The sequence below is a fragment of the Stenotrophomonas sp. 63632_Sma genome (genome assembly GCF_056482875.1).
Genome location: NZ_CM151220.1, coordinates 1750060 through 1764158, shown reverse-complemented (window position 1 = coordinate 1764158; position 14099 = coordinate 1750060). Strand labels below are relative to the sequence as shown.

Annotated in this window: 16 protein-coding genes and 1 tRNA gene; 6 read left to right on the top strand and 11 right to left on the bottom strand. The window is 66.4% G+C overall.

All coding sequences use genetic code 11. The features are described 5' to 3' along the window. Positions 1-54: 54 nt before the first annotated feature. The 8 genes from ACZK45_RS08215 to pcnB form a co-directional block, all read right to left on the bottom strand. Positions 55-261: a DUF6229 family protein gene (locus ACZK45_RS08215; RefSeq protein WP_010484314.1), complete on the bottom strand. Its 207-nt coding sequence runs from the start codon at positions 259-261 to the stop codon at positions 55-57. 313 nt (positions 262-574) lie between these two features. Then, the gene (gene pgi, locus ACZK45_RS08210) at positions 575-2089 is read right to left on the bottom strand and encodes a glucose-6-phosphate isomerase (protein WP_478445668.1); all 1515 of its coding nucleotides are present in this window, start codon (positions 2087-2089) and stop codon (positions 575-577) included. Next, complete coding sequence (gene panD, locus ACZK45_RS08205; RefSeq protein ID WP_032128853.1) at positions 2086-2466, bottom strand: aspartate 1-decarboxylase; 381 nt, start codon at positions 2464-2466, stop codon at positions 2086-2088. Before panD ends, pgi begins: the two co-directional genes overlap by 4 nt. Before the next feature lie 87 nt (positions 2467-2553). Next, complete coding sequence (locus ACZK45_RS08200) at positions 2554-3051, bottom strand: hypothetical protein (protein ID WP_049400941.1); 498 nt, start codon at positions 3049-3051, stop codon at positions 2554-2556. Positions 3052-3117: 66 nt separating this feature from the next. Further along, positions 3118-3957: a pantoate--beta-alanine ligase gene (panC, locus tag ACZK45_RS08195; RefSeq protein WP_346486844.1), complete on the bottom strand. Its 840-nt coding sequence runs from the start codon at positions 3955-3957 to the stop codon at positions 3118-3120. After that, positions 3954-4769, bottom strand: coding sequence for a 3-methyl-2-oxobutanoate hydroxymethyltransferase (panB, locus tag ACZK45_RS08190; RefSeq protein ID WP_005416119.1), 816 nt, complete (start codon positions 4767-4769; stop codon positions 3954-3956). Before panB ends, panC begins: the two co-directional genes overlap by 4 nt. A 34-nt stretch (positions 4770-4803) precedes the next feature. Then, the gene (gene folK / locus ACZK45_RS08185; protein WP_478445667.1) at positions 4804-5289 is read right to left on the bottom strand and encodes a 2-amino-4-hydroxy-6-hydroxymethyldihydropteridine diphosphokinase; all 486 of its coding nucleotides are present in this window, start codon (positions 5287-5289) and stop codon (positions 4804-4806) included. Positions 5290-5292: 3 nt separating this feature from the next. Beyond that, positions 5293-6672, bottom strand: coding sequence for a polynucleotide adenylyltransferase PcnB (pcnB, locus tag ACZK45_RS08180; RefSeq protein ID WP_478445666.1), 1380 nt, complete (start codon positions 6670-6672; stop codon positions 5293-5295). Between the two features lie 52 nt (positions 6673-6724). On the opposite strand from pcnB, the gene ACZK45_RS08175 reads away from it, so the two are divergent. Then, positions 6725-6799 (top strand) — tRNA-Glu (locus tag ACZK45_RS08175). A 442-nt stretch (positions 6800-7241) separates the two neighbouring features. Here the strand turns inward: ACZK45_RS08175 and ACZK45_RS08170 are convergent. Further along, positions 7242-8666, bottom strand: a complete 1425-nt coding sequence (locus tag ACZK45_RS08170; protein WP_478445665.1) for a sugar porter family MFS transporter — start codon at positions 8664-8666, stop codon at positions 7242-7244. A 192-nt stretch (positions 8667-8858) separates the two neighbouring features. Between ACZK45_RS08170 and fdxA the strand changes: the two genes are divergently transcribed. Then, positions 8859-9182, top strand: a complete 324-nt coding sequence (gene fdxA / locus ACZK45_RS08165; RefSeq protein WP_004153066.1) for a ferredoxin FdxA — start codon at positions 8859-8861, stop codon at positions 9180-9182. Between the two features lie 198 nt (positions 9183-9380). Here fdxA and ACZK45_RS08160 read toward each other — a convergent pair whose 3' ends face one another. Next, a complete protein-coding gene (locus tag ACZK45_RS08160) occupies positions 9381-9896 on the bottom strand; it encodes a hypothetical protein (protein WP_006432432.1) in 516 nt (171 codons plus the stop codon). Positions 9897-9928: 32 nt separating this feature from the next. Next, complete coding sequence (gene dapA / locus ACZK45_RS08155; RefSeq protein ID WP_049423505.1) at positions 9929-10822, bottom strand: 4-hydroxy-tetrahydrodipicolinate synthase; 894 nt, start codon at positions 10820-10822, stop codon at positions 9929-9931. A 164-nt stretch (positions 10823-10986) separates the two neighbouring features. On the opposite strand from dapA, the gene ACZK45_RS08150 reads away from it, so the two are divergent. From ACZK45_RS08150 to ACZK45_RS08135, 4 genes are all read left to right on the top strand, one after another. After that, positions 10987-11547: a glycine cleavage system transcriptional repressor gene (locus ACZK45_RS08150; RefSeq protein WP_005409051.1), complete on the top strand. Its 561-nt coding sequence runs from the start codon at positions 10987-10989 to the stop codon at positions 11545-11547. A 79-nt stretch (positions 11548-11626) separates the two neighbouring features. Further along, the gene (locus ACZK45_RS08145; protein ID WP_032128846.1) at positions 11627-12106 is read left to right on the top strand and encodes a peroxiredoxin; all 480 of its coding nucleotides are present in this window, start codon (positions 11627-11629) and stop codon (positions 12104-12106) included. 84 nt (positions 12107-12190) lie between these two features. After that, entirely contained in the window at positions 12191-13591 is a 1401-nt protein-coding gene (locus tag ACZK45_RS08140) for a PhoH family protein (protein ID WP_010484287.1), read from the top strand. Further along, entirely contained in the window at positions 13588-14094 is a 507-nt protein-coding gene (locus tag ACZK45_RS08135; RefSeq protein ID WP_032128845.1) for a hypothetical protein, read from the top strand. Before ACZK45_RS08140 ends, ACZK45_RS08135 begins: the two co-directional genes overlap by 4 nt. The last annotated feature ends 5 nt before the right edge of the window (positions 14095-14099 follow it).

The window sequence follows — 14099 nt, the reverse complement described above, 5'->3', positions numbered from 1 at the left end:
TGTTCCAGTCGCCGGCACGCAGCTGCATGCCTCTGCGTGCCGGCTCGGGTTACATCAGCAACACAGGCAGTGGTTGATCACCGATACCGTGGTGGTGCACTCGTTGGTGCCCCCGGTGATCATGGTGTCCGAAGCTCCGGTGAGGGCCGCTTCGGTGGCTGCCGCACCGTAGATGAACAGCGAACCCGCAGGGTTGGCACACCCATCCACATCGTCCGAGCCATTGAGCCAGCCGGACACAACATCGTCGTTCAGATCCATTCGCAATCTCCTGTCATTCACAACATGAGGCGTTGAGGACATGGATCGATTCCACGTCCCTTCGGATACGGCCAGTCCCTGGCATCAACATCATGCTGCGAGCGATACTGGATGACAGGTACAGCCGCCCGTGCACACTGCATCCGCGTGTCAAGTGCGTCAAGCTGCGCTGCGGCAGGGCGCACGAATACGCTGCACGTGCGGTACGGAAGTGACGTGGAATGAGTGGCCGCGCCGCCATTCCTGCGCGACCGGATCGAAGGCAACCGGAGAGGCATCGGATGGTAGTGGCGGCCGGCATCCGCAGGCCGGGTCAGCTCTTCAGCTGCGCCAGGATCTCGCGGGTCATCGGATCGGCAATCGCCACATCCTCACCCTGCAGCGCCGGCAACAGGCCACTGGCCAGCTGCTTGCCAAGCTCGACACCGAACTGGTCGAAGGCATTGATGTTCCAGATCACCGACTGCACGTACACGGCGTGTTCGTACATGGCGATCAGCGTACCCAGCGCCTGCGGGGTCAGCGCGTCGAGCAGGATCAGCGTGCTCGGGCGGCCGCCCGGGTAATCACGGTGCGGGTCGTCGCTGCTCTGGCCATTGGCCAGTGCTTCGGTCTGCGCCAGCAGATTGGCCAGCAGGGCCTGATGATTGATCGTGTAGGGATCGTCGTTGTGTACGCAGCCGATGAAGTCGGCCGGAACGATGCTGGTTCCCTGATGCAGTGCCTGGAAGAAGCTGTGCTGCACATCGGTGCCCGCGCCGCCCCACCACACCGGCACGGTGTCGGTGGTGACCGGCTGGCCGTCACGCTGCACGCGCTTGCCCAGGCTTTCCATCACCAGCTGCTGCAGGTAGGCTGGCAGCAGCGCCAGGCGCTGGTCGTAAGTCATCACCGCATGCGTGGCATGGCCCAGCACGTTGCGGTTCCAGATGTCGGTCAGGCCGTGCAGCACCGGCAGGTTGCGCTCCAGCGGTGCATCCAGCGCGTGCGCATCCATCTGCGCGGCGCCTTCCAGCAGCTGCTCGAAGCGCTCGAAACCGATCGCAAGCGCGATCGGGAAACCAACGGCCGACCACAGCGAATAACGGCCACCGACCCAGTCCCACATCGGCAGTACGCGATCGGCGGCGATCGCGAAGGCCTTGGCGGCGCGATCCGGATTGGCGCTCACTGCATACAGGCGCTCGCTGCCACCCAGCCAGTCGTGCAGGATCTGGCCGTTGAGCAGGGTTTCCTGGGTACCGAAGGTCTTGGAGATGAGGATGCCGGCGGTCTTCGCCGGATCCAGCGTGGCCAGCGTACGCTGCATGGCCGCGCCGTCCACGTTCGATACGAAATGCACGCGCAGGCGCGCGCCGGTGACCGGGCGCAACGCATCGGCGACCAGGCGCGGACCGAGATCGGAACCACCGATGCCGACGCTGACCACGTCAGTGACGCCGCTGTCTTCCAGCGCACGCACCAGCACGCCCATGCGCTGGCGGATCCCGCGCGCGGTGGCATAGGCCTCGGCTGCAACCGGCGCATCGACCACGTCGCCGCGCAGCGCGGTATGCAGCGCGGCGCGACCTTCGGTCAGGTTGACCTGCTCGCCACGGAACAATCGGGTGATGGCACCACCGACATCACGGTCGGCGGCCAACGTGAGCAGGGCCTGCAACGCCGCGGCATCGTATTTCTGCCGCGCGAAATTGACATACAACGGACCGACCCGCAGCGCCAGGTCCTGCACGCGGCCGGGTTCGGCGGCGAGCAGGCTGGGGATGCTTGCGCCCTTCAGGCGCTGGGCGTGGGAATGCAGCGAGTCGAATCCGTTGTTCGTTGTCATGCGGCCTGGGTCGGGATCGTGTCGTTGGTGTGGGAGATCTGGTTCTTGCCATCAACGTACACCAGCTTCGGCTTGAAGCTGTCAGCTTCCTGCTCGGTCATGCTGGCGAACGCGGCGATGATGATGATGTCACCGACCTGCACGTGGCGCGCGGCACCACCGTTGAGCGAGACAACGCCGCTGCCGGCTTCGGCACGGATGGCATAGGTCGAGAAGCGCGCACCGTTGGTCACGTCCCAGATGTGCACCTGCTCGAACTCGCGGATGCCGGTGGCAGCCAGCAGGTTGTCATCGATGGCGATCGAGCCTTCGTAGTTCAGCTCGGAATGGGTGACGGTGGCGCGGTGGATCTTGGTCTTGAGCAGGGACAGGTGCATGGGGGCGCTGCAACGGCAAAGGAAAGAGCGGATTCTAGCACCCGCTTGGCCATCGTCAGGGGGCCGCAGCAGGACGCTGAGGGCTGTTCAGGCCCCCTCCCCCGGCGGCGGCGGCGCGGCATGCCCGGAACGGCCCTCCAGAGACAGCCGGAACACCGTATGGAAGGCCAGCCCGGCGACCAGGCCGAAGCCACCTGCGGCCAGCACCTGCAAGGCATAGCTGATCACGTCGAAGGTGTCGACATAGCGCAGGCGCTGCAGCAGCGGACCATTGTCCGCGCCCGGCCAGGTGCAGGTGGCCATGGCCAGCGCGCCCAGTCCGAAGCCGACCAGCACGAATCCAGTCCGGCGCAGCCGCTGTTGAGACTGCAGGATCAGCGCCATCGGCAGCAACACCGCGATCGCATTGCACACGGCCAACACGAACATCAGCCCACCGCCGGTGAGCGCAGGCATCGGCGTGCGCCTGAATTCAAGCGCGAACAACAGGCCGCCAAACAACTGGGCCGGCAGCATGCCGGCGGCCAGCACCGCCAGGATCGAGGCCTGGGCAAGACGGCCGGTATCAGTGCTGGGGGTCTTCATTTCCGGTCTCCCGTCCGTGGGAAGTCGAGAGGCGCCCGTTGCGGGCGCCCCGGAGCCGCATGCGGCTCAGAACTCCAGGTTGTCGATCAAGCGGGTAGTACCCAGCCGCGCGGCGATCAGCGCCACGCGGCCACCGCCGTCGAAGGTCGGCTCGGCCAGCTCCGGGGTCCGCAGCACTGCATAGTCGACCTGGAAACCGGCCACCTGCAATGCCGCCGTGGCGTCGGCCTCGATGCGATCACGTGCCTGCCCGGCCACGTAGCCTTCGCGCATGCCCAGCAGGGTGCGGTGGATGGTGGTCGCAAGCGGGCGCTGTTCGGCGCTCAGGTACTGGTTGCGCGAACTCTTGGCCAGGCCATCCTCGTCGCGCACGATGTCCGCACCGACAATCTGGATCGGGAACGACAGTTCGGCCACCATCTGCTTGATGACGGCCAGCTGCTGGTAGTCCTTGCGGCCAAACACGGCCACGTCCGGCTGCACCTGCAGGAACAGGCGCGCGACCACCGTGCACACGCCATCGAAGTGCCCCGGACGGCTGGCGCCTTCCAGCACTTCACTCACGCCCGGCGCGTGCATGCGCGTGGTCTTGTCCACCCCCAGCGGGTACATCACCTCGACGCTGGGCAGCCACACCGCATCGCAGCCGGCCTGCTCCAGCCCGGCTACGTCGGCCTCGGGCGTGCGCGGGTAGCGGCTGAAATCCTCGTTCGGCCCGAACTGGGTCGGGTTGACGAAGATGCTCGCCACCACCTTGTCGGCGTACTGGCGGGCCAGGGTCACCAGCGAATGGTGACCCCCATGCAGGTTGCCCATGGTCGGCACCAGCGCCACGCGCAGGCCCTCGCGCTTCCACTGGGCGATCTGCCCGCGCAGTGCGCCGAGCTCGTTGAAGGTCTGGATCATTGGGCGTAGGCGTGCTGTTCGTCGGGGAAGCTGCCGTCGCGCACCGCGTCGGCATAGGCGCGGGTGGCACCGGCCACCGAACCGCCTTCGGCAAGGAAATCCTTGACGAACTTGGGACGGCGATGACCACTGTCCAGGCCGAGGAAATCATGCAGCACCAGCACCTGGCCATCGCACTGCGGGCCTGCGCCAATGCCGATGGTCGGCACATCCACCGCAGCGGTCACTTCGGCGGCGACCGGAGTCGGCACGCATTCGAGCACCATGATGCTGGCGCCGGCAGCGGCCACAGCCTTGGCATCTTCCACCAGCTGGCGCGCGGCATCGCCACGACCCTGGATCTTGAAGCCGCCCAGTCGCAGCACCGACTGCGGGGTCAGGCCCAGATGCGCGCAGACCGGAATCTCGCGCTCCACCAGGTAGCGGATGATGTCGACCTTGAAGCCGGCACCTTCGATCTTGACCATCTCCGCGCCCGCCTGCAGCAGCTGCAACGAGGCATCCAGCGCCCGCTCCGGGGTGGCATCGGCGCCGAACGGCAGGTCGGCCACCAGCAACGCACGCTGCAGCACGCGGGCCACGGCGCGGGTGTGGTAGACCATGTCGGCCACAGTCACCGGCAAGGTCGAATCATGGCCCTGCACGACCATGCCCAGCGAATCGCCGATCAGGATCAGGTCGACGCCGTTGGCATCGAAAGTGCGGGCGAAGCCGGCGTCGTAGGCGGTCAACATGACCAGCTTCTGGCCATTGCGCTTGGCCTCGGCCAGGGCGGGAACGGTCCAGGGCTTGCTGTCTGCGTGGGTGCTCATGTGCTGATAACCGGGGGAGATAACCTGGGCATTATCACCCTATCGGCGCAATCCCGCAGGCATCCACCCGCATCACTGCATCCCGCACGCGGCCATGGCCGGGAATGGCCAGATCCGGCGCGATTTCGGCCAGCGGCACCAACACGAAGGCACGCTCGTGCAGGTAAGGATGCGGCACCTGCAGACCAGGCTGGTCGAGCACCTGCGCGCCATACAGCAGCAGGTCCAGGTCCAGCGCGCGCGGGCCCCAGTGCACCGCCGGATCGCGTACGCGACCAGAACGCTGCTCCAGCGCCAGCATCGCCTGCAGCAGCGTATCGGCGGGCAGCGTGGTCTCGACCGCAGCCACCGCGTTGACGAACGGCGGCTGGTCTTCATTGCCCCAGGCCGGCGTGGCGTACAGCCTTGAGGCTTGGCGCAGGCGGGTATCGGGCAGGCCGTCGAGCGCGGCAATCGCCGCGCCGACGGTGACGGCCGCGTCGCCAAGGTTGGCGCCGAGGCCGATCCAGGCAAGGGTCATCGTTTACTCGCCAGCCGCACCGGCCGGGGCACCCGGACGACGGCGGCGACGGCGGCGCTTGCGCGGTGCCCCGCTCTCGTCATCCCCCTCTTCGCTGTGCATCACGTCCAGCGACGATTCCAGCTCGCGACCGGACTGCGCCTGCGCCTCACGCCAGAACTCGACATCGGCGGCGTGCTCGGCCGAGGCCACCTGGCGCAGGCTGAGGAAGTCGAACGCAGCGCGGAAGCGCGGATGGGTCAGGGTACGGAACACGCGCTTGCGCTGGCGCGAGCTGAAGCGCGACTGCAGCAGCCAGATTTCCTGCATCGGCAGCGAGAAGCGGCGCGGCAGCGCGATGGTGCTCAGCTGCTGCACCGTGACGCGATCGGCGGCACGGCGCTGCGCCTCTTCCGGTGCCACGCCCTGCTTGAGCAGGGTTGCCTGGGCGCGGCAGAACGCCGGCCACAGCAGCAGCGCAAACAGGAACGCGGGCGAGACTGGTTCATCGTTGGCCACGCGGGCATCGGTGTTGGCCAGGCCCTCCACCAGCATGCGGCGCAGCGCGCCGGTGCGGTTGGACTTCAGCGCCTTGGCGCTCTCCGGGAACAGCACGTCGAGCAGACCGTAGCGCTCCAGGCCTTCGAAGCTGGCCACGCCGTGCCCGGACAGGAACAGCTTCAGCACTTCTTCGAACAGGCGTGCCGGCGCGGCTTCGTTGAGCAGGCCAGCCAGCTGCGGGATCGGCGCGGCGGTGCCCTCTTCGATCTGGAAGCCGAGCTTGGCCGCCAGGCGCACGGCGCGCAGCATGCGCACCGGGTCTTCCTGGTAGCGCTGTACCGGGTCGCCGATGAGCTTCATCAGGCGCGCCTGCACGTCTTCGAAGCCACCGGTGTAGTCACGCACCGAGAAGTCCTCGATGGCGTAGTACAGGGCGTTGCAGGTGAAGTCGCGGCGGACGGCGTCGTCTTCGATGGTGCCGTACACGTTGTCGCGCACAAGCATGCCGTTTTCCATCTCGCGGTCGCCACTACCGTCATCGCTGTTGGCGCGGAAGGTGGCGACTTCGATGATCTCGCGGCCGAACACAACGTGGGCGAGGCGGAAACGGCGGCCGATCAGGCGGCAGTTGCGGAACAGCTGCTTGACCTGTTCGGGCGTGGCGTCGGTGGCCACGTCGAAATCCTTGGGTTGGCCATTGACCAGCAGGTCGCGCACCGCGCCGCCGACAAGGTAGGCGCCGAAGCCGGCATCGCGCAGGCGATAAAGCACGCGCAGGGCGTTCGGGCTGATGTCCTTGCGGGAGATCGTGTGCTGGTCGCGCGGGATGACGCGCAGGCTGAACGGTGATGTAGCAGAGGAAATGATGTTGGCGCTTCCGGTTGAAGTTTCGGGATTGCCCAATGGCATCGAGGTGCATATACTAGCGCTCCTGCCTCGGCAGCGACACAGTTACGCTCCCTTCGTCTAGTGGTTAGGACGTGGCCCTCTCAAGGCTAAAACAGGGGTTCGAGTCCCCTAGGGAGCGCCAGTCGCCGCAGCAGGAACCGAAAAAGCCCGCCTTGTGCGGGCTTTTCTGTTTTCCGGGATTGCAGTGATTGCGGTCGGGTTGGTCGCTTTGGCGCCCCCCTGCAATCGGCTTGAGCCGGTGGGGTCACCCAGGGCAGGACACGCCGTAAACCCATCCATGGGGGCTCGATGGCGCCATCCATGGCGCCAACGGTCCTGCCCTGGGTGACCCCACCGACTCTGAACGGTTTCCCGCGATCTGCGGCAACAATCGACCAGCGCTTCGCCGCATCCGCACGCACCACGAAACTGTCAGGAGGGGGCAGGCCGCCCTCTCCAGGACCGTTGGCGCCATGGATGGCGCCATCGATGGATGGGCTCTTGCGTGTCCTGGAGAGGGCGGCCTGCCCCCTCACACTCTGGACAAGCAGGCGCCAACGGAACGCAACCGAAGCCAGTCGCCGTCAGCCTTCCATCTGCTCCAGCTCCTTGCCCTTGGTCTCGCGTACGTAGCGGACCACGAAGACGATCGAGAGGATCGCCGCGACCGCGTAGATGCCATAGGCGCCGGCCAGGCCGATGCCGGCCAGCAGCATCGGGAAGGTCACGGTGATCGCGAAATTCGACGTCCACTGCGCCGCACCGGCAACGGCCAACGCCGGGCCGCGGATCTGGTTCGGGAACATCTCGCCCAGCATCACCCACATCACCGGGCCCCAGGACATGTTGAAGAACACCACATAGACGTTGGCCGCAACCAGCGCCAGCCGGCCCATGCCATCGGACAGCTGCAGGCGACCATCGGCCAGGCTGCCGCTGGCAAACGCCACCACCATCAGCACCAGCGCCACCGACATGCCAACCGAGCCGATCCACAGCAGCGGCTTGCGCCCGATGCGGTCGATCAACAGCACCGTCAGGAGGCAGGCGCCGATGCTCAGCGCGCCGGACAGCACGTTGATCAGCAGCGCGTCGCTTTCCGAGAAGCCCACCGCCTGCCACAGCACCGCGCCGTAATAGAACACCACGTTGATGCCGACCAGCTGCTGGAACATGGCCAGGCCAATGCCTACCCAGAGGATCGGGCGCAGCTTGCCGGTGACCGTGTCGCGCAGGTCGCTGAAGCGCGGCTTGTGCTGATCCTGGGCCAGGCTGGCTTCGATCTCGGCCTGCTTGGTCGCCGCTGCCGCCTCGCCGTACAGTCGCGACAGTACCGCCCTCGCCTGCTGCTGACGCCCCTTCAGGACCAGGAAGCGCGGGCTTTCCGGAATCACCAGCAACAACAGCAGGAACAGCCCGGACGGCAGCGCCTGCATCCAGAACATCCAGCGCCAGGCCTCATGGCCCAGCCATAGCGGCTCGGTTGACGCCCCAGCAGCTCGGGCCAGCAGGTAATTGCTGAGGAAGGCGGCGAACAGGCCGCAGATGATCGCCATCTGCTGCACCGTGGCCAAACGCCCGCGATAGCGCGCCGAGGCCACCTCGGCAATGTAGGCCGGCGACATCACGCTGGCCGCGCCCACCGCGAAGCCGCCGAGCACGCGTGCGGCGATGAACAGCCAGGAAGCGTGAGCGGCACCGGCGCCCAGCGCCGAGACCAGGAACATCAGTGCCGAGGCGATCAGCACGCCACGACGGCCCAGGCGATCCCCCAGCCAGCCGGCCAGGAAGGCACCGATCGCGCAGCCCAGCAGCATCGAGGCCACTTCGAAACCGAGCGCCGCCTCGCTGGAGTTGAAGGCCTGGCGCAGGCCGTCGACCGTGCCATTGATGACACCACTGTCGAAGCCGAACAGGAATCCACCCAGCGTGGCCACGCAGCTGATCAGGACGATGAATGCAGTGTTCTCACCACCATGGGAGGCGATGTTGGGCTGAGCTGGGGACATGAACGATCCTGCTGGGAAGGGGTCCGGCCATCCAACGCAGCCGGCTGACCCGCAGCGTCGCACAGGCCTCACCCTGCCGCCAACGACCACCACGGCCGCGCCTGCCAGACGCCCGATTTCCGCCCCGCGCCGACACCGGGGGCCAACCTGTTCTAGAATTGGCGGGTTCAGGAATCGATCCACCCCCAGCCCATGCCCTTTGTCGTCACCGAAAACTGCATCAAGTGCAAACACACCGATTGCGTGGAAGTATGCCCCGTGGATTGCTTCCACGAAGGCCCGAACTTCCTGGTGATCGACCCGGATGAGTGCATCGACTGCACCCTCTGCGAACCGGAATGCCCGGTCAACGCGATCTTCCCGGAGGACGATGTTCCTGCCGGCCAGGAGAGCTTCGTCGCCCTCAACGCCGAGCTGGCGAAGGAGTGGCCGGTACTGACCGTGCGCAAGGACCCGCCCGCCGACGCTGGCGAATGGGACGGCAAGCCAGACAAGCTGAAGCTGCTGGAGCGCTGAGAAGCGCTCGCTGCGACAACGAAAAAGGGCGCCCATGGCGCCCTTTTTCGTTGCTCGGCAAATACCAACCGCAAGATCCGGTAGCTGCCAACCGCAGGATCCGGTAGGTGCCAACCTTGGTTGGCACCGAAGCGCCGACCAAGGTCGGCCTCTACCCGGGCACGTGCGGACCTGGGCCCGCACCCACCCGACCGGCCCTTACTGGGCCAGCTTTGCCTTGAGCGCGGCGATCAGCTTCACCGGCGCTTCTGCAGTGGCCGGCAGGCCACGCGGGTCGACCGCGGAGATGTAGGCGCCGGCATCGACGGCGACCACGCGGACCAGGAAGTTGCTGCCTTCGTAGGCCACGTCATACGAGCCCAGCAGCTGCGCGCGGCTGGCGATGGTCACGCCTTCCACGCCTTCCAGCGCGGTGCCGACCTTGGCGAAAGCCTCGTCCTTGCCGCCGGCGATGGTGAAACCGGTGTTGCCCACGGCCGGGGCCGCAGCCACCGGGGCCGCCGGCTTGGTCGCCGAGGCAAGGGTCGGCACCTTGTTGTCACTGGTGGCGTTGGGCAGGTTCAGGTCCGGCGGCACTTCCAGCGGACGCATCTCCGGGGCCAGGGCGTAGTCGCCCTTGACGCCACGCTTGAAGCAGCCGGTGGTGCCGGCGGCAACGGCCACCGCAAGCAGGGCGTAGGACAGCACGCGGACGGTGGATACGGATTGACGCATGTGAATCTCCTGGGTCAGACCAAGACGGAAGGTCAGTGGCTGGAAAGGGCTTCGAGGGCGGCGATGTCGCCGGCAAGGTGATCGGCCGCCGGATGGTGCGCCACCGACAGCGGCAGCAGCGGCAGGCGCAGGTCGTGACCGATGCCGATACGGCGCAGCAACGCCTTGACCGGAATCGGGTTCGGCTCAACGCCGCAGAAATCATGGAACGGCTGCAGGCGCGCATCCCAGGACCCGGTGGCTTCGTGGTCGTGGGCGGCAGCCAGCTCGCACATCCGGCGGTAGGCGCCGGGCAGCACGTTGGAGCCGACCGAGATCAGGCCATCGATACCGGCCTGGATCGAGCGCGCGGCCGTACCGTCGTCGCCACTGAACACGGCAAACTGCGGGCTGCGCAGGGCGAGCAGCGCCTGCACCCGGCCGGTGTCACCCACCGCCTCCTTGATGCCGACGATGTTGGGATGGCTGGCCAGTTCGGCCACGGTCTCCGGCTGCATGTCGCACCCGGTACGGCCGGGCACGTTGTACAGCACGACCGGTAGCCCGCCCTGGTCGGCAACCGCGCGGTAGTGGGCGATCAGGCCAGCCTGGGTCGGCCGCACGTACGGCGGGGTGACCACCAGCGCGTGGCTGGCGCCAAGCGCGGCGGCACGGCGGGTCTGTTCGATGGTCTTGGCGGTGCCCGACAGGCCGGTACCGGCCATGACCGGGATGCGGCCGCCGATGCGCTCGACCGCGCTGGCCAGCAGCAGGTCGTACTCGGCATCGGTGAGGGTCGCTGCTTCACCGGTCGAGCCGGCTACGACAACGCCATGGACGCCACCTTCCAGTTGCAGGTGCAGCAGGCGCTGCCAACCGTCGGGATCGAGGGCGCCGTCGGCCCGGAACGGGGTCGCCAGCGCGGTGATGAGGCCGGAAAGGGACAAGGACGTGCTGCTCTTGGCTGGAAAGGGAAAACGCCCGCCACGAAAGGCCGGGGGCGACCTGAATGTTACTTGCGGCGCGAAAGCACGGGCAAGTATGCTGGACACCGGTGGATCCCCGCCTCTGGCGGGCATTCAGACTAACGCATGCATTACCCGGAATCGCCTTGACCGACACCACCCCGCGCCCCGCGCCGAGCGAAAACCACCTCCTGATCAACGCCTACACGACGCATCCGGAGTCCCCCCTGCTGTCCGTCACCCGCCGCATTGCCGACAGCGGCTGCAATCTGGTGGACGCACGCCTGGCCACGGTCGGCCGCGATGTCTCGGTCACCGCCCTGGCCACCGGCTCCTGGGACTCGGTGGCCAAGCTGGAAGCGATGCTGACCCGGCTGGAGCGCGAAGAGGGCCTGAAGCTGGTCTGGTACCGCACTGCCGCCAAGCAGGCGCAGTCCAACCTGCTGCCGTACATCGTCGAAGTGATCGCCGCCGACAAGCCCGGCATCCTGTTCCAGCTGGCCGATTTCTTCGACCGCCAGGGCATCACCATCGAGAACCTGCAGAGCACGCGCTACCGCGCCATGCAGACCGGTGCGGAGATGTTCAGCGCGCAGGTCACCATCGGCGTGCCGGCCAACATGCACATCGCCGCGCTGCGCGACGATTTCCTTGAATTCTGCGACCACCTGAACCTGGACGCGATCATGGACCCGATGAAATTCTGATTCTTCGCGCGCCTCTCACGGGCGCGTGGCGTTTCATGCAATTGTCGTAGAAAGAACCCAGGCTCGACAGAAGGACCTCATGAACAACGGCGATACCCTGGACAGCACCACCCTCTCCCTGCCGCTGGCGCTGTCCGGTGGCGAACAGGCCACTCTCGGCGACTACGCCGGCCACTGGCTGGTGCTGTACTTCTATCCCAAGGACAGCACCCCCGGCTGCACCACCGAAGGCATCGACTTCAACGCACTTCTGCCCAAATTCAAGAAGGCAGGCGCGGTGGTACTCGGTGTCTCGCGCGACTCGGTGAAGTCGCACGACAACTTCTGTGCCAAGCAGGGCTTCAACTTCCCCTTGGTCAGCGATGGCGACGAAGCGCTGTGCGGCGCCTTCGACGTGATCAAGATGAAGAACATGTACGGCAAGCAGGTACGTGGCATCGAACGCAGCACCTTCCTGATTTCCCCCGACAGCCGCATCGTGCAGTCCTGGCGCAAGGTCAAGGTTGCCGGCCATGCCGATGCCGTTCTCGCCGAACTGAAGGCCTCCCAGTCCAAGTGAGTCCCACTGCCTACTGTGTCTGCCATCACCCTGCCCCGCAGCAGGCCGTGGTGGTTTTTCCCTGTCCGTAACCAGGAATCGACGATGACCCGAGGCAAGCGCATCTACGTGCTGGATACCAACGTGCTGATGCACGATCCCACCGCGCTGTTCAAATTCGAGGAGCACGACGTCTACCTGCCCATGCAGGTGATCGAGGAGCTGGACAACGGCAAGAAGGGCACCTCCGAAGCGAGCCGCAACGCCCGCCAGGTGAGCCGCTTCCTCAACGAGCTGGTGCAGGAATCCGGCCTGGACAACCTGGCCGACGGCATTCCGCTGCAGCGACCCAATGGCCTGCAGCTGCGCGGCAAGCAGAGCGCCGGCAAGCTGCGCTTCCAGACCAGCCATTTCGACGCCGGCAAGAGCTTCGGCAAGGTCATCCCGGACAACGCCATCCTCGGCGCGATCCTGGCGCTGAAGGAAGAAACCCCGGACCTGCCGGTGGTGTTCGTTTCCAAGGACATCAACCTGCGGATCAAGGCCGCGATCGCCGGCATCGTGTCCGAGGACTACGAGAACGACCGTGCGCTGGACGATTTCAGCCTGCTCTACACCGGCGCCACCGAGCTGCCGGAAGACTTCTGGAAGCGCCACGGCGATGACCTGCGCAGCTGGAGCGACAAGGGCCGCACGCATTACGAAATCCTGGCGCAGGATGGCGAGGAGTGGTACCCGAACCAGTACGTCTACCTGCCTGGCGAAGATGAAGTCGAGCTGCGCGTCAGCCGCGTGGTCGGCGACGGCAAGGTGGTGCTGTCACTGGTCGATGATTTCCGCCACGGCAGCCACGCCGTGTGGGGCATCAGCGCACGCAACCGAGAACAGAACTTCGCGCTCAACGCACTGATGGATCCGGAGATCGACTTCGTCACGCTGCTGGGTACCGCCGGCACCGGCAAGACCCTGCTGGCGCTGGCCGCCGGCCTGGCGCAGACGATGGACCAGCAGCGCTACCGCGAGATCATCATGACCCGCGCCACGGTCAGCGTCGGCGAGGACATCGGCTTCCTGCCCGGCACCGAGGAAGAGAAGATGACGCCGTGGATGGGTGCACTGACCGACAACCTGGAAGTGCTCACGCACAACCAGGAAGGCGGCACCTGGGGACGCCAGGCGACCAACGACCTGCTCGCCAGCCGCATCAAGATCCGCTCGATGAACTTCATGCGCGGCCGCACATTCCTGTCGCGCTACCTGATCCTGGACGAGGCGCAGAACCTCACCCCCAAGCAGATGAAGACGCTGATCACCCGTGCCGGCCCCGGCACCAAGATCGTCTGCCTGGGCAACGTCGAGCAGATCGACACCCCGTACCTGACCGAGACCACCTCGGGCCTGACCTACGCGGTGGATCGCTTCAAAAACTGGCCGCATAGTGCGCACATCACCCTGCGCCGAGGCGAACGCTCACGCCTGGCCGATTACGCTTCGGAGGTGTTGTGAACCGCTGCACCCGCCTGCTGCTGCCCACGGCTGCGATCGCCCTCGCAGCCGTCCTGGGTGCCTGCACCACCACGCGCGGCCCCGCCAGCGTGCCGACCGCCGAGCGTACCGGCCAATCCTGGGTGGTCACCCGCCCGATCATCGCCGCGCAGGTACTCGATACCTGCTCGCGCCCCAGTCCCGGCCGCGAGGCCGGGCGGGTCAGTGGTTACTGGGCGCCCAGCCGGCAGCAGATCGACCAGCTGGAAGCGCAGCTGTCGTCGCTGGAATCACAGGTACCGAAGGTGCTGGACTTCGACCGCCAGTACGTCGGCATCGAAAGCGCCGGCAAGCGTCTGATCTACATCAACGCCTTCCATCTGCCCGACGACAGCGGCATCAACCCGGCACGGGAAGCGATCCGCGTCTGTGACGGCGGCACGCAGTTCTGGGGCGCGGTATTCGACCCGGCCAGCAACACCTTCAGCGAGCTGCAGTTCAACGGCGGCTTCGGCGGGCCCTGAGGGGC